Source organism: Streptomyces sp. GD-15H (assembly GCF_045291515.1).
Classification (GTDB): domain Bacteria; phylum Actinomycetota; class Actinomycetes; order Streptomycetales; family Streptomycetaceae; genus Streptomyces.
Genome location: NZ_CP149447.1, coordinates 5790362 through 5811513, shown reverse-complemented (window position 1 = coordinate 5811513; position 21152 = coordinate 5790362). Strand labels below are relative to the sequence as shown.

The following is a 21152-nucleotide window of genomic DNA, read 5'->3' as shown; positions in this document are numbered from 1 at the left end:
TCGCCGAACAAAGCCCGGGTGTGCCGTCCCGGTTCCCGTTCGACACGGTGTGCCCGCTTGGTCCTCGCCACGCACAGCAGGCACTGCACCGGATCACACGGGCGGTGTTCCGCCGTAGAGGCAGAATACCGTTCTCGCCTTGCTCCGTAAGGGTTCGAATCTCCTCCGCAAGCGGGCAGTGCTCCCACCTCGGCCCGAAGGCCGCGGCATCCTCGAAGGAGGTCAGGTGAACGAGGCCCTGCCCGACGTGCCCGAAGTCCGCGTCGTCGGACTCCCCCAGCTCACGTCGGGCTTCGACCTTGTCGACCGGCTCGATCTCCCCATGCACCTCAAGGTGCACGGGCCGCTCGAACCCCTGGGCGGCGAACAGCTCGCCCGGCTCTCTGAACGCATCAACCTCCGGGGCCGCGGCGGCGCGGGCTTCCCCTTCCACAAGAAGCTGCGCTCGGTCGCCGAGACAGCGATCAAGCGCGGCGTCCGGCCGGTCGTCGTCGTCAACGGCAGCGAGGACGAACCGGCCTGCCGCAAGGACACGGTGCTGATCAACCGTGCCCCGCATCTCATCCTGGACGGCGCGCTGCTGTGCGCCGAGGCCATGGGTGCCCGCACGCTCGTGGTGGGGGTCACCCGGGAGTCCACCCAGCGCTCCATGGAGGCCGCGCTGGCCGAACGCGGCCTCAACAACGGGCGCCGGTCCGCGCTGCGCGCCCGCGTGCAGCGCAACCCGGTGCGGATGGTCACGGGCGCCGCGGCCTCACTGATCCGATCCATCGACGGCGGCCCTGCGATCCCGCCGGGCCGCAAGACCAGCGCCTCGAAGAACGGCGTCGGTGGCGCCCCCACCCTGCTGTCCAACGCCGAGACCTTCGCCCAGCTCGCCATCGCCGCCCGCATCGGCCCGGAGCGCTACGGCAACACCGGCCTGTACGACGAACCCGGCACCGTCATGCTCACGGTGTCCGGGGCGGTCGCCCGCCCCATGGTGATCGAGGTCCCGACGGGCGTACCGCTGCGCTACGTCCTGCAGCTCGCCGGGGCGCCGCCGGTGCCGCAGGGCGTGCTGACCGGCGGCTACCACGGCAAGTGGATCGACGCGGCGACCGTCAACGAGGCCGTCGTCTCCCGCAACTCCCTGGACGCGGTGGGCGGCTCCCTCGGCGCGGGGGCGATCCTGCCGATCAGTCAGAACACCTGTCCGCTGGGCGAGTCACTGATGGTGGCGAAGTGGCTGGCCGAGGAGAGCGCCAACCAGTGCGGCCCGTGCTACCTGGGACTGCCGGCCGCCGCGCGCGGTCTGGAGGACATCCTCAACGGCGGCGGACCGGCCGCCCTGGAGGCGGTCAAGCAGGTCGCCAAGAACGTGAAGCGGCGCGGCGCGTGTTCGCACCCGGACGGCTCCGCGATGTTCCTGGAGTCGACCGTCAAGGCGTTCACCGACGACCTCGCCGCCCATGTCATGGGTAACGGCTGCGGGCGGCCCGTGGAGGGCGTCCTGCCGCTCTTCGAGGGCGGGCAGACCCCTACGGGCATCCCGGGCGGCGGCGGCGAGGAGAACGGTCCGAGCCGCCAGGAGATCTTCGTCGACTGGACGCTGTGCCGGGGCCACGGCCTGTGCGCGGACCTCCTCCCGGAGGTCTTCCAGCTCGGCGCGGACGGCTTCCCGACGGTCGCTCAGGCCCAGGTGCCGCGCCGCGCCGAGGACAAGGCGCTGCGCGCGGTACGCCGCTGTCCGGCACTGGCCCTGCGCATCGAGGAGGGGGCCGCGTCCAAGGCCCCCTCCCGCAATCTGCCGGTCCTCTCCCAGGGGCGCGGCCGGCGCGCACTGGGCCGCTGACACGGGTCAGTGCGGGGCACGCCCCTCGGGGCGTGCCCCGCACTGACCCCTCTCCGGGCCGCACACCGTCCCCACAACGCGTCGAGGGCGGACCATCCCTTCGGATGATCCGCCCTCGACTGCTGTGGAGCTAAGGAGAATTGAACTCCTGACCTCCTGCATGCCATGCAGGCGCTCTACCAACTGAGCTATAGCCCCAGGTTTTACTCCCGCCCGGTCGCCCCGGCGGCGAAGCCAACTTTACACGGTCATCCGGGCCCAACACCAAATCGATTCCGTTGCGCCCGGTTCCGTCCGCATTGTCACGCGATCACGCGGTCACGCGGTCACGAACGAATAGAAGCGTTTGAGCGTGCAGTGCTCCTCCAGGAGCCGGCCGTAGATCGGTTCGCCCTCGAGTTCGCGGTACGTCTCGATCGGGTCGCCCTTTATGATCAGCGCCCGCGCGCACTCCTCGCACCAGTACTGGTAGTCGGGATGGACCGGTTCCATGTCCCGGACGATCGGCGTCCCGCTGCCGCACCAGTCACACCTTCGCCTGTGCGCACCCATCACTCAGCTCCAGCTGTGGCCGCGGGCCGTGCACACGTAGGAGATAACGCCGTTGTCGCCGAGGACTTGGGCGGCGTGCGCAGAACCGCAGGAAGGACTGCGGTGGCGGGTCGAGGTCCGTCGTGTCAACACCCCGCCGAGGAGGTGGTCGACCTCCCCGTGGATGCTCGCAGGCATCACAGCTCCCTCCCGTCGGGCCGCGCCCCCTTCCGGTCGTTTGATTCTGCCACGACCGGACCGAGACGGTCAGCGACGCCGGGGTACCGTTCGGGACACGGATCGGCGCCTCGTAGAGGTATACGCCTGTCGGCCCCGGACCGCTCAACCAGGAACAACGAAAAAACCCGCCCTCGTATTGAGGACGGGATCTTCGTCGTGTGAAGCGATGGATCTCCTGATCCAGCACCCCATCTGTGGAGCTAAGGAGAATTGAACTCCTGACCTCCTGCATGCCATGCAGGCGCTCTACCAACTGAGCTATAGCCCCGAGTGTTCTTCCCGCTCGGCGGGCGAACAAGAAGAACTTTAGCCTGCGACCTGCCGGAAAGTGAAATCCGGGCCCCGGTCAGTCGTCGTCGCCGAGCACCGGTTCCGGCAGGGTGCCGGCGTTGTGCTCCAGCAGCCGCCAGCCGCGGGCGCCCTCGCCGAGGACGGACCAGCAGCAGTTGGTGAGCCCGCCGAGGCCCTCCCAGTTGCGCGGGTCCAGCCCGAGCAGCCGGCCGATGGTGGTACGGATCGTGCCGCCGTGGCTCACCACCACGAGCGTGCCGCCGTCCGGGAGCTTCTCGGTGTGCCGGAGCACCACGGGAGCGGCGCGGTCGGCGACCTCGGTCTCCAGTTCGCCGCCGCCCCTGCGCACCGGCTCACCGAGCTTCCACGCGGTGTACTCGTCGCCGTACCTGGCGATGATCTCGTCGTGCGTCAGGCCCTGCCAGACGCCCGCGTAGGTCTCTCGCAGGGCCTCGTCGTAAACCGGCTCCAGACCGGTGAGCGCGGCGAGTTCCGCGGCGGTGTGCGCGGCCCGCTTCAGGTCGGAGGCGATGATCGCGTCCGGCTTGAGGCCCGCGAGGAGGCGCGCGGCCCGGCGGGCCTGGGCGACGCCGGTCTCGGTGAGCTCCACGTCGGTACTGCCCTGGAAGCGGCGTTCCACGTTCCAGGAGGTCTGGCCATGGCGCCACAGGATGACGCGGCGGCCCCGGCCGGGCCCGGGCACCTGACCGGAGGCGCTCACCGCCACTCACCATCCGGCTCCGCGGCCTGCGCGGCGGCCTCGTCGGCCGCCAACTGCCGGGCGTGCTCCGCGGCCTTGCCGCGGGTCGCCACGGCGTCCGCGGGCAGCTCCAGCTCGGGGCAGTCCTTCCACAGCCGCTCCAGGGCGTAGAAGACCCGCTCCTCGCTGTGCTGGACGTGGACGACGATGTCGACGTAGTCGAGCAGGACCCAGCGGGCCTCGCGGTCGCCCTCGCGGCGGACCGGCTTGGCGTCGAGTTCCTTGCCGAGCCGCTCCTCGATCTCGTCGACGATCGACTTGACCTGACGGTCGTTGGGCGCGGAGGCCAGCAGGAAGGCGTCGGTGATGGACAGCACGTCACTGACGTCGTAGGCGACGATGTCGTGCGCGAGCTTGTCGGCGGCCGCCTGGGCGGCGGCGGTGACGAGCTCGATGGAACGGTCGGTTGCGGTCACTACAAGGCTTTCGCTCGGCGGTCGGTTGCCTCCAAGGGTCTCACGGACCGCCGGGCGCGCCCCACGCGTTTCGGGGGCGCGCCCGGCCGGGGGCCGCCGGTGGCGCACCCCCGGCCGGTCAGGTGCCGGGCTCGTAGTCCTGGCCGAGGACCACCGAGATCCTGGCGTTCGCGGAGACCTCGCCCTTGGTGACGGAGGAGGTGGGCAGCCCCAGGGTCTTGGCGACCTCGGTGGCGCTCTCCTTGTCGGCGGCGTCCGCGTAGACGACCTCGGAGGTCGCCGCCGCGGTGGCCGCGCCGCCCTTCAGGAAGGTGAAGCCTCCGTTGAGGAGCACCACGCGGGCCTTCTCGGTGTTGTCCTCCACACCGGTGGCGTTGCGCACCGAGACGCTGACGGCGGCGTCCTTGTCGGGGCTCTTCGCCGTGCCGCCGAGCACCTCCTTGACCACGCTGTCGCTCGTCTCGGCGGTGAGCGTGCCGTCCTCCTGCACGGGTAGTAGTGCGGTCTTGTGGTCGCCGCCCTTGGCGAGGTCGGCGAGCCGGGCGAGGAAGGAGCCGAGATCCTTGTCGGTCAGGGGCGGCTCGATGATCTGCCCCAGGGTCTGGATGGTGGTCGTCGCGGCGCCCGCGTCGGAGGTCATCTTCCGCAGCACCCCCTGCATGACCTGCCCGAACCGCTCCAGCTGGGCGTTCTGCGCCTCGCCGGAGGCGCGGTGGGTGGCGTAGGCGACGGCCGTCTTGCCGGTGAGGGTCTGGCTCTTCCCCTTCTTGACGAGAGGGGCCTCGCCCTTCTTCTCGGCGTCCGGGTCCGGCACGTCGGCGTTGGTGTCGATGTCGATGTTGCCGACCAGGTCGACGAGGTTCTGCAGGTAGGGCGTGTCCAGCCGCCAGGTGCCCTCGATGTCGGTGCCGAGGGCCGTGTCGAGCGCGGTCCGGGTCCCGCCGGAGCCGTCGTCCTCGACCGACTTGGCGAGCGTGGTGGTGGTGCCGTCGTCGGCGGCGAGGGCCAGGGAGTTGGGCAGCAGGACGGTGGTGCCCTGCTTGGTGGTGGTGTTGTCGACGAGCAGCGCGGTGGCGGTGCCGCCGCCCTTGGTGTCGTGCAGGTGGACGACGATGACGTCCCGCTTCTGGGCGCCCGCGGCCGTCGTGGTGCCGGTGCCGGCGTCGGAGCCGGTCAGGCCGGGCAGTTTCCCGGCGTACCAGAGGTAGCCGACGCCGCCGGCCGCGACCAGCGCGAAGACCACGACGAGGGCGACGATCCGGCTGCGTGCGCGGCGCTTGGCCTCCTCGCGGCGCTCGGTGCGGTTCTCGGTGAACTTCAGCCAGTCGATGACGTCCTCGGAGTCACCGTCCGGTTCCTCGACGAAGGCGAACTGCTCGGTGCGGTAGTCCCGTTCGGGCGCCTCGGAGTCGGCGGTGGGGCCGACGTGGCCGGTCTCGTCGTCGGCCGGGCCGGGCTGGCGCGGGATGTGCGCGGTCTGCTCGGCGACCCGGGGCTGCTGCCCGGTGCCGCCGTGCGCGGTCTGCCCGTGGGAGTCCCCGTAGGGGTGGTACGCCGGTGCCGTCCCGCCGCTCTGCGGGGTGGCGCCGTAGGGGTCGTAGGCGCCGGGGGCGGGTGCGCCCTGGGCCCCGTAGGGGTCGTACGGCTGCTGGGGCTGCTGCCGGCCGCCTGTGGCGTACGGGTCGTAGTCGTAGCCGTAGCCCTGCTGCTCCTGGCCCCGGCCGTCCCCGTACTGGTCCTGGTACTGCTGGTACTGGTCCTGCCGCCCCTGCTGCTGGTACGGGTCGTACGGCTGCCGCGGGGCCTGCTGGGCCTGGATCTGGGCCTGGCGGTAGACGGGCAGGCCGTACTCGTCGTAGCCGACGACCCCGTACGGGTCGTCCCCGCCCTCGCCGTATCCCGCGTCGTATCGGTCGTTCACCGGTGCCCCTCTCGGCTCACTCGCCGCGGTACAGCTCACGCTTGGCGATGTAGCGCACGACCCCGTCCGGCACCAGATACCAGACGGGATCTCCCTTGGCGACTCTCGCACGGCAGTCCGTCGAGGAAATGGCCAGGGCGGGAACCTCGACGAGCGACACGCCCCCCTCGGGCAGGCCCGCGTCGGTCAGATGGTGGCCGGGCCTGGTGACGCCGATGAAGTGCGCCAGGGAGAACAGTTCCTCGCTGTCCCGCCAGGTGAGGATCTGGGCGAGGGCGTCGGCACCGGTGATGAAGAACAGGTCCGTGTCGGGATTGAGCGCGTGCAAATCGCGCAGGGTGTCCACGGTGTAGGTGGGCCCGCCGCGGTCGATGTCGATACGGCTCACCGAGAACTGCGGGTTCTCGACGGTCGCGACGACCGTCATCAGATAGCGGTCCTCCGCCGCGGAGACCACCCGGTGGCTCTTCTGCCACGGCTGCCCGGTGGGGACGAAGACCACCTCGTCGAGGTGGAATCGCGCGGCGACCTCGCTGGCCGCCACCAGGTGCCCGTGGTGGATCGGATCGAAGGTGCCGCCCATGACACCGAGCCGGCGCTTGCCCGGCTTCGCCGTGTCGCTGCCCGGTCCTCCGCCCCGGCGCGGCGCCGGACGGTGCTCGGCGCCGCTCGCCGGTCGCGCGGCCGTGCCCTCGGCCCCGGACCCGGTCGTGACCTCGGTGGTCGCCTCGGTCGACTCCCCGCCCGTGTCCTTCGCCGGACCGACAGGCATGTCCTGCTCTCCCATGCGTGCAGACCCTACCGGCCCAACATGGCGACCCCGGCGGCCAGGTATGGCGTCCGGCCGGCCCCGGACGGCCCAAGGCCTGTCCGGCTCGTACCGGAGAGGTCTAGCGGTCGCGGTTGAAGCGGGTCGTGATCCACAGCAGGATCAGCAGGGCGGCCAGGACGCCGCCGCCGGCGAGGTAGGGGTTGAGGCTCTCGTGGTTGCCACCTTGCTCTGCGCCCTCGGCGGCGAGGGTGACCAACTGGGCAGCGGCGCTGGGGAAGCTCATCTTCGGCAGTACCTATCACGTGTGGGCGGGACAAAGACTCCGGCTCATCGTAAGCGGGCACCTTCTCGACGATCACCCCGACTCCACCGTTGCGGACCCCGCCGCCTTCCCGGGCGGGCGCCGGGCGTCCACTGCGGGTACCTCGGCAGGCAACCATCCCGCGGCCCGGGCCGTCCTTCTCGGGGAGCCGTGCGGCTCATCTCCGGTCTGCCGGTCCACGCCGTCTCCGCCTAGGCTGGGCTTCGCCCCGGGCGGGCAGAGGGCGAACCAGGGACCGCACAGAGGACCGGCAAGGGACCGCCAAGGGGACCGCGAAGGTCACACAGACGCACATGGGGGACACATGTCCGACGGCCATCAGCACAACGGGCACGAGAGCGTGCCGAGCAGGCAGCGCAGGCGCTTCCCCGGAATCTCCTCGCGTGCGTACGAACACCCCGCCGACCGCTCCGCCCTGGTGGCGCTGCGCAAGCTGACCGGTTTCGACACGGTCTTCAAGGCACTGAGCGGCCTGCTGCCCGAGCGCAGCCTGCGGCTGCTCTTTCTGTCCGACTCGGTGCGCGTCTCGGACCGGCAGTTCGCGCATCTCAACGTCATGCTGCGGGACGCCTGCTACATCCTGGACCTGGAGAAGGTCCCGCCGATGTACGTGAACCAGGACCCGACGCCGAACGCGATGTGCATCGGCCTGGACGAGCCGATCATCGTGGTCACCACGGGGCTGGTCGAGCTGCTCGACGAGGAGGAGATGCGGGCCGTCGTCGGACACGAGGTCGGGCACGCACTGTCCGGGCACTCGGTGTACCGGACCATCCTGCTGTTCCTGACGTCCCTCGCGGTGCGGGTGGCCTGGATTCCGCTGGGCAGTGTCGCGATCATGACGATCGTGACGGCGCTGCGCGAGTGGTTCCGCAAGTCGGAGCTGTCCGCGGACCGTGCGGGTCTGCTGGTGGGCCAGGACCCGCAGGCCTCGATGCGCGGCCTGATGAAGATCGCCGGTGGCAACCATCTGCACGAGATGAACGTCGACGCGTTCCTGGAGCAGGCCGAGGAGTACGACGCCGGGGGCGATCTGCGCGACTCCGTGCTGAAGATCCTCAACGTGCTGCCCCGCTCCCACCCGTTCACCACCGTGCGGGCGGCCGAGCTGAAGAAGTGGGCGGAGTCCCGCGACTACCAGCGGCTCATGGACGGCCACTACCCGCGCCGCGGCGAGGACAAGGACGCCTCGGTACGGGACTCCTGGCGCGACTCGGCGAGCAGCTACGCCGGTGACGTGAAGAACTCCAAGGATCCGCTGATGAAGCTGGTCAGCAACATCGCGGGCGGCGCAGGCGATCTGGGCGACCGGGTCCGCCGCGGTTTCGGCGGCTTCACGTCGTCGGGGCCGTCGGGGTCGAAGCCCTCGCAGGGGCCGGGTACCTCGCCGGACTCCGGCTCCGGGGACGACCGCCCGCCGCGCGACGACACCTGAGGCACAGGAGCCACGGCGGAAGCGGCCACGGGAGTCACAGCCCGGGCTGCGCCCCCGTCGCCAGCGAGCCGCACAGGGCCGCGGTGCCGCCCGTGGCGTAGGGGTCGGTGCCGGCGGGGCCGCCCTCCTTGGCCGTGCCGCCCGCCAGCAGGGGGCGCAGGTGGCCCGCCGAGTCCTCGGCGCAGGACAGCGGGCCGGCCTGGACGTACGAGACGGCGACCTGCGCCTGGTGCAGGCGCAGGTCCTCGCGATCGAAGCGGAAGTGCAGCTCGCGCCGGACCGTGAACAGCGACGCCTCCGCCCCCTTCTCCGCACCGGCCGGCCGCAGCGCGTACACGGAGGTGTGGTCCGCGGTGACCTCGAGGGTGGCGGGGTCGGTCTCGGCGGCCCGCAGGGTGCCCCGGACGCGGACCCTGCGGTCGGCCAGCTCCGCGCGGGAGGGGTCGAAGCGGACGAGCCATCCGGTGGGCGCGTGCCGCCCGTCGGCGGCCGGGCGCGTGAAGCTCCGGTCGAACTGCTCCTGCTGGTCGGTGTCGAGCAGGACGCGTACCGAGCGGGTCTCCCCGCCGGTGAGCACCGCGGGATCGAGCGCGGACCGGACGATGTAGTCCTTCGCGGTGAGCAGCGCGGTCACGACCTGCCCGTCCGAGAAGTGCGCGGTGCGTCGGGACGCCGGGAGCGGCACCCCCTCGGCACCGACGCGGAACTGCGCCGCCGGACTCCTGGCGTACAGCTGTTCGGTGCTGGTGGTGCCGGGCACCTTGCCCTCCGGCTCGAGCGGGACCACGGTCATGCGCAGGGGTTCGACGGGCTCCCCGGTGGTGGCCGCCTGGTAGGGGTGGCGTACGCCCATGTAGATCGCGGTGCCGAAGGCCAGGGCGATCAGGACCACGAGCACCAGCAACTGCCGGGACAGACCCCGGTGGCGCCGCGGACGGCGGCGTACGGCGGGGGCGTGGTCGGTGATGCGCTCCTCGGCGGAGAACTCCTGGAGGCGGGCAGCGCGGACGAAGGACTCGTCGAAGACGACGGACCGGTACTCGTCCTCGCCGCCCGAGGGGGCGCCCTCGGGAGTCCCTCCGGGTGGGTCCGCTGGCCCTGCCATATCTTCAGAGTAGGTCGGGGAAAGCCCCTGTAAACGCCCTGCCGCACGACAAGTTCTGACAGGTTCTCACCATGGCCTGCACCCCCTGTCAGGGGCTGGGCGGGATCACCGGGACGGTCGGCCGGGAGAAGTCGGCGGAGGCGGACGGTGTCGCGCCGCCGCCCTGCTCCGGGCCGGTCGAGGCGGGCGTCGGGGCCGGGTCCTGGCGGTCGGAGGAGGCCCCCCGGTAGACCGCCGAGAAGGCGAGCGCGACCATGCCGATGCCCATCACGAGGGCGAGCATCCAGGCGACGGGGCGGTGCCAGCGGACCTGCCTGCCGTACGGCCCCGAAGAGCCGTATTCGTCCTCCGGCACGTCGGGGTCGTCGTCCACGTCGTCGAAGTCGTCGCCGCGGCGGTGGCGGCCGTATCCGCCGTACCCGTCGTCGTACCGCTCGGTCTTCGGGCGGGTCCGGCGGGCCTCGGCCTCGGATGCCTCGGCTCTGGCCTGGGCGGCCGCCAGGAGGCGTTCGACGGCGGTCGGCTCGTGGACCACGGCCGCACCGATGAACACCTCGTCGAAGACCACGGAGTCGAACGCGTCGTCCGGCACTCCGCGGTCGTGGTCGTCGTCGGGCTCCCCGCCGTCAGGGAACGGCATGCCCCCCACGTCCTCCGGCACACCTCCAGAGTAGACCTGGGGGGTCATTTTGGGCAGACGGTATGGAACTCATCCGTCTGCCCGAGCGCCCGTTCCGCTGCCGCGCCGCCGCCCGCTCCTGGGCGGGCGGCGGCCGTGGTTCAGCGGCGGACGTGTCCGTCGCCGGTCACGATGTACTTGGTGCTGGTCAGCTCCGGCAGGCCCATCGGCCCCCGGGCGTGCAGCTTCTGTGTGGAGATGCCGATCTCCGCGCCGAAGCCGAACTGACCGCCGTCGGTGAACCGGGTGGAGGCGTTGACGGCGACGGTGGTGGAATCCACCAGCTGGGTGAAACGGCGGGCGGCCTGCTGCGAGGTGGTGACGATGGCCTCGGTGTGGCCGGAGGTCCACAGCCGGATGTGCTCCACGGCCCGGTCCAGGGAGTCGACGACCGCCGCGGCGAGGTCGTAGGAGAGGTACTCGGTCTCCCAGTCCTCCGTGGTGGCCTCCACCACGGTCGCCTTGGAGTCCTTGGCGTACGCCATCACCCGCTCGTCGGCGTGCACGGTGACCCCGGCGTCCGCGAGGGCGTCCAGGGCGCGCGGCAGGAACGCCGGGGCGATGTCCTGGTGGACCAGGAGGGTCTCGGCGGCGTTGCAGACGCCAACCCGCTGGGCCTTGGAGTTGACCAGGATCTCCAGGGCGGTGTCGATGTCGGCGCGGGCGTCGACGTAGACGTGGCAGTTGCCGGTGCCGGTCTCGATGACCGGGACGATCGACTCCTGCACGACCGTGTTGATCAGGGAGGCGCCGCCGCGCGGGATGAGCACGTCGACCAGGCCGCGGGCGCGCATCAGCTCGCGCACGCTGTCCCGGCCCTCGCCGGGCACCAGCTGCACGGCGTCGGCGGGCAGCCCGGCGCCGCCCACCGCGTCGCGCAGCACCCGCACCAGCGCGGTGTTCGACTGGTACGCGGAGGACGAGCCGCGCAGCAGGACCGCGTTGCCGGACTTCAGGCACAGGGCGGCGGCGTCGACCGTGACGTTGGGCCGGCCCTCGTAGATGATCCCGACGACGCCGAGCGGCACCCGGACCTGCCGTAGGTCGATGCCGTTGGGCAGGGTGGAGCCGCGGACGACCTCGCCGACCGGGTCGGGCAGCGCGGCCACGTCCCGTACGTCGGAGGCGATCGCGCGCACCCGCTCCGGGGTGAGGGTGAGCCGGTCGATCATGCCCTCGCTGAGGCCCGCCTCGCGCGCCTTGGCCACGTCCTGGGCGTTGGCCTCGACGATCTCGCTCGCCCGGACCTCCAGCGCGTCCGCCACGGCGAGCAGTGCGTCGTCCTTCGCCGCGCGCGGCAGCGGCGCGAGGGTGGCCGCGGCGCCCTTGGCCCGGTAGGCGGCCTGGTTCACCGGGGACATCGAGTCATAAGGCGAAAGCGTGGTCATGGGGGAAGGATATGCGGCCGGAGGGCTGTCAGGACGGGTGCGTGCCCCCTGTGCGCCTAAACCGGCGCCGCTCTCGCGTAGGTGGCGGCGCGCCGTAGGGGTTGCTCAATTGATGGCTGCGGTGCGTGGTCGCATGGGGGGCGCGGTGCGTGGTCGCATGGGGGGCGCGGTGCGTGGTCGCAGAGGGGCTCGATGCGTGGTCGGCTCAGAACGGGTGTACGCCCACGGGTGTCGCCGGGGCCGGGCCGTAGCCTGCGGCGATGCGTTGGTGGTAGGTGGCCCGGTCGATGACCTCCAGGCCGACGATCTCCCAGGGCGGAAGACCCGCGCTCTGCCGATGCTCGCCCCACAGCCGCAGCGCCACGGCGGCCGCGTCGTGCAGATCCCGGGCCTCCTCCCAGTAGCGGACCTCCGCGTGGTCGTCGGCGTACCGGCTGGTCAGCAGGAAGGGGTGGTCGTGGGCGAGCTGCTCCAGGGCGCGGCGGACCTCGGTGACCGGGGCCCGCCTGCCGGAGACGCTGAGGGTGACGTGCCACAGGCGGGGGAGGTCCCGGTGCTCGCCGCCCTGGAACCGGTCCCCCGCCGCGACGCTGGTCAGGGCGCGCTCCTCGCCGGCCGCCCGGGAGCCGGCACCACCGCGGGACGCCGTCGTCCCAGGGCGTACTCGTCTCACGACGGCCTCCTTCACGCACAGGCTCTCGGCCGGGCGGATGTGTCCCTGGAGGAAAGTTGAGCAGGCCGCCGGGCGTCATGGGGCGGTTTTACGGAACGTCCACCACGAGGGGCGGAGGATCCGGGACATTACGGGTGTAGGACTACCAGATCGTCCCTGTGTACGATCTCGCGCTCGTACTCGGGTCCGAGATCGCGGGCGAGGTCGTGGGTGGAGCGGCCGATCAGCTGGGGGATCTCCTTGGCGTCGAAGTTGACCAGGCCGCGGGCCACCGGTCGGCCCGCGCGGTCCCGCAGCTCGACCGGGTCGCCCGCGCTGAACTCACCCTCGACGCCCGCGATCCCGGCCGGCAGCAGCGACATGCGGCGCTCCACGACCGCACGCACCGCTCCGTCGTCGAGGGTGAGCGCGCCCCTCGGGGTGGACGCGTGCTGGAGCCAGAGCAGCCGGTCGGCGGAGCGCCGGCCGGTGGGGTGGAAGTACGTTCCGGTGTCCGCGCCGGTGAGGGCGTCGCCCGCGTGGGTGGCGCTGGTCAGCACCACCGGGACGCCCGCGGCGGCGGCGATCCGGGCGGCCTCCACCTTGGTGACCATGCCGCCGGTGCCGACACCGGCCTTCCCCGCGCTGCCGATGTCGACGTGGGCGAGCTCCTCGGGCCCCCGCACCTCGGCGATCCGCGAGGTGCCGGGCCGCGCGGGGTCGCCGTCGTACACGCCGTCCACGTCGGACAGCAGGACGAGCAGATCGGCGTGGACCAGGTGGGCGACGAGAGCGGCGAGGCGGTCGTTGTCACCGAAGCGGATCTCGTCGGTGGCGACGGTGTCGTTCTCGTTGACGACCGGGAAGGCGCCCATCGCGAGCAGCTTGTCGAAGGTGCGGGAGGCGTTGCGGTGGTGAGCGCGGCGGCTCATGTCGTCGGAGGTCAGCAGCACCTGGCCGACGCGGACGCCGTAGCGGGCGAAGGAGGCGGTGTAGCGGGCCACCAGCAGGCCCTGGCCGACGCTGGCGGCGGCCTGCTGGCGGGCGAGGTCCCTGGGGCGCCGGGCGAGGCCCAGCGGGGCGAGGCCGGCGGCGATGGCACCGGAGGACACGAGGACGAGTTCGCGCTCCCCCCGGACCGCACTCGGGCGAGCACGTCGACGAGCGCGTCGACCCGGTCGGCGTCCAGGCCGCCCGCCGCGGTGGTCAGCGACGAGGATCCGACCTTGACGACGATCCTGCGGGCCTCGCTCACGGCCTGCCTTGCCCGTGCCACCTGGTGTTCCGTCCCCTCGTGTCGGCCATGGGGCCCGTCCGCATGCCCATCCGGCAATCTACGCGAAGCGGGGCGGGGCCCGCCTGCCGGTCCAACCCCCGGACACCCCCGCGTCATCGCTCGCTCACGGAGCGCTGATGTGAAAAAGGTTGCGTGGGTTGCCTATAGAAATTAAAGCTTCCGGAAACATATTGTGAACGGTGTGTCACCCAACGCTCGCCGCATACAGCGCATCCTCCTCAGGTCAGGGAAGAGCCCCTACGAGGTCGTACCGGTCGAGGAAGCCCTCCACCGCGACGTCATCGCCAGCAACGCCGGCAACCTGATCTTCAGCGACGCCACGCACAAGATCCTCGAGACCCCCCGGGCCACGGTGGTGTCCAACGGCATTCGTACCGACGGCACCCCTCCAGGACGCATCAACGAGGAGTACGACGCGTTCGTCGTGCCGCTCGCCAACGCCTTCCGGCCGTCGTTCGAGCCGAGCCTGCGCCGACTGACCCGGCTGATCAGCCAGTTGAAGATTCCCGTGATCGTCGTCGGCGTCGGCGCGCAGACGGGACTCGACTACAACCCGGCGCGGCTGAAGCCGATCGAGCCGGCGGTACGCGAGTTCGTCTCCGCCGTGCTGGACCGCAGCGCCTCGATCGGTGTGCGCGGGGAGTTCACCGAGAAGTACCTGAACGACCTCGGCTTCAAGGACGTCGAGGTCATCGGCTGTCCCTCACTGTTCATGTACGGCAAGGAACTCGTCGTACAGAAGCGGAAGCAGGAGCTGACCGCCGACTCCCGCATCGCGATCAACGGCTCGCACAGCGCGGTGCGGAGCCAGGGGCTGGGCCAGGTCATCACCCGGACCCACGCCCGCTACCCGAACCTGCGGTTCATAGGCCAGAACCTCAGCGACGCCATGCAGTTGCACTGGCGGGACCTGTCCGACCCGAACGGGAAGGTCACCGGGATGCCGACGCATCCCGACCACCCGATGTACCGGGAGGACAAGGCCCGCGTCTACATCGACCCGGTGACCTGGATCGACGATCTGCGGGACTTCGACTTCTCCTTCGGTTCCCGCATCCACGGCAACATCGCGGCACTGCTCGCCGGTACGCCCGCGACCGTGCTCTGCTCGGACTCGCGCACGCTGGAGCTGTGCCGCTACTTCGAGATCCCGCACCGCACGCTCGACCAGCTGTCCGGGGCCCCCGAGGAAACCGACCCGGCGCGGCTGTACGAGGAGGCCGACCTCAGCGGGCTGACCGGCAACCACCACGAGCGGTTCGAGCGGTTCACCTCGTTCCTGGACCGCAACGGGCTGGACAACACGTTCTCGCACGGCGACGGCGGAGCGGCCCACGAGGAGCGGATGCGTTCGCTGGACTTCCCCGGCGGCGTCCGCCCGTGGCTCGACGCCGACCCGGCCGCGCTCATCACGCGGTTCGGCTGGCTGCACACCCGGGTCAGCGAACTGGCCGCGGAAAACGCCAAGTTGAAGAATGAACTGGCCCGCGTCAAGACCGGGACGAAGGCCGGTGCCAAGCCCGGTGCCGGGAAGACGACCGTGGTCGCCCCCGCGTCCGGCTCGGTGTACCGCAGGGCCCGCCGGGTGGTGGGCCGTCCCCTGCGCCGAGCCCTGCAGGGCGGGCGGAAATGACGGCGGCGGCCCAGGGAAGTCACCTGGGCCACCCTTGACATCCCACGGTCACTCCCACGTTGCGGACACGCGCGTGTCGTCCGGACGTCGGCACGCGTTAACCCGTGCGTCCGTCTCCGCGACGCACCCTGGAGTGACCGCGTGCCCCTGTCCCTGCCCCGTCGGCGGTTCTCGGCGAGGATCCGCCGACGCCGCGCCTCGCCCCGCACCCCCGGCCGTACCTTCGGGCGTCCGCCCGGCCGCCCGGCCGTCGCCAAGGTGACGGCGGCGGCCGTGCTGGCCGGCGCCTTCGTGGCGCAGGCCGCCGCGGCCCTGCTCCCGAACGTCCCGCTGCTGCTCGCCGCGACCGCCGTCTCCCTGGCCGTCGAGGGCGTGCTGTACCGGTGGCAGCCCGGCGTGCTCTCGCTGCTGGCCAAGTCGCACGCGGACATCACCGTCCGTCATGTCCTGCGCGATCTGCTGCTGGTGGTGGGTCTGCTGCGGCTCGGGGAGAACGACCGGGAGCCGCAGTACGCGTGGCTCGTCGCCGGCCTGCTCGCCTTCTACGCGCTGCACTGCGCGATCCAGGCGGTGTCCGTGCTGGTCCGCCGCACCCGCACGCTGCCCGTGGTGACCCGGAACATTGACGCCTCGGCGCTGCGCCTGACCCGCGCCCCGGCCGCGCTGCTGCGCCACCCCGGCCACCGGCTGCTGCTCCTCGGCCTGCCCACGACGGCCGGCCTGGCCTCGGCGGCGGTGATCCGGGCACCGCTGCCCGCGGCGGCCGGGGTCGTGTTGTCGCTGGTACTCGCGTCGGCGGGTCTGGGCGCACTGCTGCTGCGCCTGCTGCCCTCCCGGCGTCCGGCCGGCGAACAGGAGGTGCTCGACTGGTTCGACGCCTGGCTGGCCGACTACCGGCCCACGGTCGGCCTGTACTTCTCCGGCGGGGCCTCCTCCGCCTACCAGGCGAACATGTGGCTGGAGACGCTGAGCAGGCTCGACGGCCGGCCGGTGATCGTCCTGCGCGAGCGGTTCATGGTGGCGAAAATCGCGGCGACCGACATCCCGGTCGTGTGCCTGCCGAAGGTGTCCACCCTGATGCGGCTCGAGCACTCCTCGCTGCGGGTCCTCATCCACCCGTCGAACTCCGGCAAGACCTCGCAGGTACTGCGCATCCCCACGATCAAGCACGCCTTCGTCAACCACGGCGAGAGCGACAAGCTGTCGTCCTGCAATCCGTACGCGAAGGCCTACGACGAGGTGTGGGTGGCCGGTCCGGAGGCGCGTGAGCGGTACGCGCGGGCCGGGGTCGGGGTCGAGGACAAGGACGTGGTGGAGATCGGCCGTCCCCAACTGGACGCCGTCCGCCCGTACGCGGGCCCACCGGCCGGTACGTACACCACGGTGCTGTACGCGCCGACCTGGGAGGGCTGGGACGGCAACCCGGGCAACACCTCGGTGCTCGCGGCCGGGGAGAACCTCGTACGGGCGCTGCTCGCGGACCCGGGCGTACGGCTGCTGTACAAACCGCACCCGCTGACCGGCTCCGTGGAGCCGCGGGCGGGCGCCGCCGATCTGCGCATCCGGGAGCTGATCCGGGCGGCGAACCGGGATCGGCCCGCGGGATCTGCCCCACCTGCGCGATCCGCCTCGGAGTTGGACCACCTCACCGCGGAGCTGGACCGGCTCACGGCGGCCGGGGTCCGCGCGAGCGCCGACCAGGTCGAGCGGATGCTGGCGCAGTCCGCCCCGCCGCCCGGACGGGCCGAGGCGGTGGCCGGGGCCACGGCGGCCTGGGAGGAGGCGTACTGGGCGTCACTGCCGGAGGGGGAGCACCGGATCGTCACCGGCGTACGGCCCGCCCTGTACGCCTGCTTCGACGTCGCCGACCTGTTGATCAGCGATGTGTCGAGCGTCATCAGCGACTTCCTGGCCAGTGGCAAGCCGTACGCGGTGGTGAACACCAGCGGGCTGTCCGAGGAGGCGTTCCGAGCGGAGTTCCCGACGGTGGCGGCGGCGACCGTCCTGACGCCGGACGCGGGCGGGGTGCCGGCCCTGCTGGAATCGGTCCGGCATCCGGAGAAGGACGAACTGGCGGATGCGCGGGCCGAGTGGAAACTGAGGCTGCTGGGCCCCGACCAGCCGACGTCCCAGGACCGCTGCAACGCGGCGCTGCGCGCCCTCTCCACGGCCGCCCTGCACCGCAGGACACGCACCCCCCACCCCCTCCCGGAGGCCCTGCTCCCAGCCCCCCGCCGGAACCCCGACCCCCGCCCAGGGGTCAACCCCGGATCCGGAGCGGACTTCGGAGCCCGGGACGGTCAGGGGTAGGTGTTCGTCACGCCGCTGTCGGGGTCTTCGATTCCGGTGCCGGCTCCTCGCGGGAGGTCAGCAGGTGGCGGGCTCGGTGGGCGGCGCGGCGCAGGACGGTGGCCGTGCCGCCCTCGCGGTAGCCGGGGAAGGCGCGGGCCTCCCGGGGCGAGGCGAGGTAGACGGATTCGGGGATGCCCGCCGCACGGTCACGGAAGTGCGGATACACGAGGTAGACGCGTCGGCCCCGCCGCTCCAGCAGGGCCGGCGCCTGCCTCCTCGACGCCGTGGACTTCACTGCGTCGAGGAGGGGTTCGAGTCGTTGTTCGGCCACGAGGTGCAGCCTCAGTCGTTCCTCGACCTTCAGGTGCCGGGCGACGTCGTCGCTCCAGTGGACGTCCAGCAGGGGCTTCGCCAGCTCCAGTTTGTGCCGCCGCACCCGGTCGCTGTCCTTGAGGAACCGGGGGCCGAACTGCGGGAGCAGGGTGACGGTCAAGGGCCGTAACATGAGTCGGTCGCGCCGGGGGCCCTCGGGGACGAGGTCGGCGATCAGGTCCGTCAGGCGGCGGGCCGACTCGAAGCGCAGGGTGTAACTCCCGCTCTCGGTCACGTGCTTGCCGTCGTCGCGGCCCACCAGGTAGGAGCAGGTGTGGTCGGCGATCACGGAGACGCCGTTCGCCCTGAGGTACGCCTCCATGGTGAACAGCGCGTCCTCGCCGGTGAACAGTGACTCGTCGAACCGTATGCCGTGCCGGACGAGCAACTCGCGGCGGAACAGCTTCTGCGCGCTGAGCGTGTACTTGATGGGGGAGGAGTGGACGTCGGTACGCTCCAGTGTGCGGCCCCACATGGACTTCGGGGCGCCCCGGTTGACGCCCTCGATCCGGCCCAGGACCACATCGGTGCCGGCCCGGTCCGCCATGGCGACCATTCGCTGAAGGGCCTCGGGGCCCAACCGGTCGTCGGCGTCCAGGAAGAAGACGTACCGCCCGGTGGCCTTGTCCAGGCCGATGTCGCGCGGGCCGCTGGGGCCGCCCGAGTTCGTCTGCCGGATCGCGGTGACCGGCATGGGCGCACGGCCCGCGAACCCCTCCAGGCACTCCCCGTACCGTCCGTCGAGCCGTCGTCGACGGTGATGACCTCGATGCGCTCCGGGTCGATGGTCTGTGCCTCCAGCGAGGCGAGGCACTCGACCAGATACGGCATCGCTTCGTACGCCCCGATGACCACGGTGACGTCAGGCTGCGCCACGGTCACGTTCCCTCCTTGCCGCAGGACATTTCCCTCGCATCGCCTCATTCGCTACTTGCTGGACGGGCTTTCGGGGTAGGGGGTTGCCTTGAACGATTTCCCAAGTGGCTCGTGTCACAAGGGGTTTCAGCCGACCGCCCGGCCGACACGAAAGGCTCGGCCCCCGAGGAGTTGCTCCTCGGGGGCCAAGCCCTGTCGGGTGTTCGAGTGGGCACCCGGGCGGGTGTCCGGAGCGGGTCAGCCCGCCCCGGCGCCCTCCGTCTCGCCGGTCACCGACGCCGCCTGCGCGGGCAGCGCGTCCGCCGGCTCCACGTCCGCCGGCTCCACGTCCGGTCCGCCGACCGTGGTCCGGGACTCCTGGCCGAGGTTGCGCGTCTCGGCCTTCCGGGCGAGTCGGCCCACCGCGGCGTTGAACTGGTCGATGGACTTCGGCTCGTCCGGGCCCAGCAGGTAGCGCTTGAGCTCGCCCCGCTCCTCGGCCAGCGGATCGGTCTCGGGCGCCCGGACGGCGGCGAGCAGCCCGTCCAGTCCGGCCGCGTCGTTGGACAGGATCACCGCGGCGCGCACCGCCGTGTTCTGCCGCTTGAACTCCTCCACGCCCAGCCCGGCGGAGTCGGTCACCGCGTACGGCTTGCCGCTGGCGATGAAGTCGGAGACGACGCTGGAGATGTCGGAGACCATCGCGTCGGAGACGTTGAAGCAGTCGTACAGGCGCGGCTGGGCGCCCGTGATGACGCGGTGCTCCCAGTCGGGGAAGGAACGCCAGTACGCGGTGTTCCACTCGGCGCGCAGCCGGGCGGTCTCCTCGTGCCGGGCCACGTCGACCAGGCCGTCGCGGCTGGCCTCGGCCTCGTCGCCGCCATCGGCGCCGTCGGTCAGCTCGGCCAGCCGGGCCTCGATGCGCGTCAGCTCGGCCGCGGCCCGTTCCTGGGCCGCCGTGTCCGTGGTGTAACGGGGGTCGGCGGCGCGCTCGGCGGTGGCCTTCTCGATCAGCGCGGTGATCCGCTGGTGGGCGGCCTTGGCCTGCGCGCTGCGGGTCCCGGTGAACGGGTGCGGCTTGTAGAGCACACGGACCGGGGGTCGGCCGCGACCAGCCGCTTCACGATGTTCTCGCCGGCCAGCAGGATCGAGGTGTTGCCGGGGTTGTCGTCCCAGCCCTCCCAGGTGGGGGCGTACAGGACCGTCGGACGGTGCCCGTCGGCGGCTGCGCCGCGGGCGCCCTCGATGGGGGCCAGCTGGGGGCGGCCTACCTCGACGATGTCCTCGTCGCGGACGCCGACGTCGGCGATGGCGTAGCGGTCGCGGCCCGCTCGGCCGGCCGTCCACACCTCGTCGTAGACCTTGCTGTACGGGTTCACGCTGGCGATCTTGTCGCTGTCGCCGTGGCCGATGAAGACGTGCTTCATGGTGGGCACGCGCAGCAGGTGGATGTTCTTGCCGACGTTCGCCGCGTACAGCGCGACGCGCACCGTGGACAGGTCCAGGTTCATCAGGTGCACCCCTCCGGGCACGCAGATGACGGGGACCGTGGTGGGGGCCAGGTTGTTCAGTATGACCCGCTCGCGCAGGATGATCAGCGGACGGGTGTCCAACTGCTCCATGGTCTCCAGCCACATGTTGACCTGGTAGGCGGAGTCCTTGGAGCCGGAGAAGTACAGCACGGTTTCCGGCCGGTACTCGGCCAGCCAGCCGTCGACCGCTTCCAGCACCTTCTCGGCGTTCGGCGGGATCCGCCGACCCCGCACGTAGGGCACCAGGACCAGGATGTACAGGAGGCCCAGGAGCACCGTGACCCCGATGCCGACGAAGCCGACGGCGGCCGAGTCCAGCGCCGCGGCGACCAGTATGCCGACGACCGCCGCGAGGTCGAGGTGGAGCATCTTCTCGGCGGCGCGGTGCATCAGCGCGTGCGGCGGCGCGTCCGGGATGCGGACGCGGGAGGCCAGGTCGACGTTGCGGGTGGCCACCGGCATGCGTCGGCGGTTGCGGATCAGCGTGGTCAGCGCGCCGTGCGGGGCCTGAAGACCGTAGAAGGCGATGAAGCAGGCGATCGCCCCGTAGTAGATCAGGTTGTCCGCGAGGGACAGGCGGGCCAGCAGCAGGATCAGCAGCAGCTGCCGGATCAGGAAGCGGATCGACAGGCCCGCCCGCACCTTGCTGAGGCGGTTGACCAGGTAGCTGCCCCGGTGGTGCAGATAGTGGTCCGCCAGGTACGTCACGGCGGCCGCTGCCGCGAAGGCGGGGACGCTCGGGACGAGCGCGGCCAGCATGAGGCAGGGGAAGGCCAGCATCATGAGGACCGCTGCGGCCAACTCGGCCGCGCTGCCCACCCGGGC

15 protein-coding genes, 2 tRNA genes and 3 pseudogenes are annotated in these 21152 nt (G+C 71.6%); 4 read left to right on the top strand and 16 right to left on the bottom strand.

Features of this window, described 5'->3' with window-relative positions:
- Window positions 1–226 precede the first annotated feature (226 nt).
- Entirely contained in the window at window positions 227–1834 is a 1608-nt protein-coding gene (locus tag WJ438_RS27400) for a ferredoxin (RefSeq protein ID WP_406727583.1), read from the top strand.
- 125 nt (window positions 1835–1959) lie between these two features.
- On the opposite strand, the gene WJ438_RS27395 is transcribed toward WJ438_RS27400, so the two are convergent.
- The 9 genes from WJ438_RS27395 to WJ438_RS27355 form a co-directional block, all read right to left on the bottom strand.
- Window positions 1960–2032, bottom strand: a tRNA-Ala gene (locus WJ438_RS27395).
- A 120-nt stretch (window positions 2033–2152) separates the two neighbouring features.
- Window positions 2153–2386: a hypothetical protein gene (locus WJ438_RS27390; RefSeq protein ID WP_406727582.1), complete on the bottom strand. Its 234-nt coding sequence runs from the start codon at window positions 2384–2386 to the stop codon at window positions 2153–2155.
- Window positions 2387–2389: 3 nt separating this feature from the next.
- Entirely contained in the window at window positions 2390–2563 is a 174-nt protein-coding gene (locus WJ438_RS27385) for a hypothetical protein (RefSeq protein ID WP_406727581.1), read from the bottom strand.
- 237 nt (window positions 2564–2800) lie between these two features.
- A tRNA-Ala gene (locus WJ438_RS27380) sits at window positions 2801–2873 on the bottom strand.
- A gap of 78 nt (window positions 2874–2951) precedes the next feature.
- Entirely contained in the window at window positions 2952–3623 is a 672-nt protein-coding gene (locus WJ438_RS27375; protein ID WP_406727580.1) for a histidine phosphatase family protein, read from the bottom strand.
- Window positions 3614–4072: a ribosome silencing factor gene (gene rsfS, locus WJ438_RS27370; protein WP_406727579.1), complete on the bottom strand. Its 459-nt coding sequence runs from the start codon at window positions 4070–4072 to the stop codon at window positions 3614–3616. The genes WJ438_RS27375 and rsfS overlap by 10 nt, the downstream gene beginning before the upstream one ends.
- 118 nt (window positions 4073–4190) lie before the next feature.
- Window positions 4191–5993 (bottom strand): LCP family protein, encoded by a 1803-nt coding sequence (locus WJ438_RS27365; protein WP_406727578.1) that lies wholly within the window; start codon window positions 5991–5993, stop codon window positions 4191–4193.
- A 16-nt stretch (window positions 5994–6009) separates the two neighbouring features.
- A complete protein-coding gene (gene nadD, locus WJ438_RS27360) occupies window positions 6010–6780 on the bottom strand; it encodes a nicotinate-nucleotide adenylyltransferase (protein ID WP_406727577.1) in 771 nt (256 codons plus the stop codon).
- Window positions 6781–6883: 103 nt separating this feature from the next.
- Entirely contained in the window at window positions 6884–7048 is a 165-nt protein-coding gene (locus WJ438_RS27355; protein ID WP_406727576.1) for a hypothetical protein, read from the bottom strand.
- A gap of 343 nt (window positions 7049–7391) precedes the next feature.
- Here WJ438_RS27355 and WJ438_RS27350 point away from each other — a divergent pair, with 343 nt between their 5' ends.
- Window positions 7392–8522, top strand: coding sequence for a M48 family metallopeptidase (locus WJ438_RS27350; RefSeq protein ID WP_406727575.1), 1131 nt, complete (start codon window positions 7392–7394; stop codon window positions 8520–8522).
- Window positions 8523–8556: 34 nt separating this feature from the next.
- On the opposite strand, the gene WJ438_RS27345 is transcribed toward WJ438_RS27350, so the two are convergent.
- From WJ438_RS27345 to proB, 5 genes and pseudogenes are all read right to left on the bottom strand, one after another.
- Window positions 8557–9627, bottom strand: a complete 1071-nt coding sequence (locus WJ438_RS27345; protein ID WP_406727574.1) for a hypothetical protein — start codon at window positions 9625–9627, stop codon at window positions 8557–8559.
- Between the two features lie 88 nt (window positions 9628–9715).
- A complete protein-coding gene (locus WJ438_RS27340) occupies window positions 9716–10315 on the bottom strand; it encodes a hypothetical protein (RefSeq protein WP_406727573.1) in 600 nt (199 codons plus the stop codon).
- 92 nt (window positions 10316–10407) lie between these two features.
- A complete protein-coding gene (locus WJ438_RS27335; RefSeq protein WP_406727572.1) occupies window positions 10408–11694 on the bottom strand; it encodes a glutamate-5-semialdehyde dehydrogenase in 1287 nt (428 codons plus the stop codon).
- Between the two features lie 205 nt (window positions 11695–11899).
- A complete protein-coding gene (locus WJ438_RS27330; RefSeq protein ID WP_406727571.1) occupies window positions 11900–12367 on the bottom strand; it encodes a hypothetical protein in 468 nt (155 codons plus the stop codon).
- Between the two features lie 128 nt (window positions 12368–12495).
- Window positions 12496–13601: pseudogene (gene proB / locus WJ438_RS27325) on the bottom strand (glutamate 5-kinase).
- Between the two features lie 223 nt (window positions 13602–13824).
- Between proB and WJ438_RS27320 the strand changes: the two are divergent.
- Window positions 13825–15276, top strand: a complete 1452-nt coding sequence (locus WJ438_RS27320) for a polysaccharide pyruvyl transferase family protein (RefSeq protein WP_406727570.1) — start codon at window positions 13825–13827, stop codon at window positions 15274–15276.
- A 273-nt stretch (window positions 15277–15549) separates the two neighbouring features.
- Entirely contained in the window at window positions 15550–17586 is a 2037-nt protein-coding gene (locus WJ438_RS27315) for a hypothetical protein (RefSeq protein ID WP_406729826.1), read from the top strand.
- Between the two features lie 7 nt (window positions 17587–17593).
- Here the strand turns inward: WJ438_RS27315 and WJ438_RS27310 are convergent.
- Together WJ438_RS27310 and WJ438_RS27305 are read right to left on the bottom strand one after the other, a co-directional pair.
- Window positions 17594–18822, bottom strand: a pseudogene (locus WJ438_RS27310) (glycosyltransferase family 2 protein).
- 231 nt (window positions 18823–19053) lie between these two features.
- Window positions 19054–21146, bottom strand: a pseudogene (locus WJ438_RS27305) (hypothetical protein).
- Between the last annotated feature and the right edge of the window lie 6 nt (window positions 21147–21152).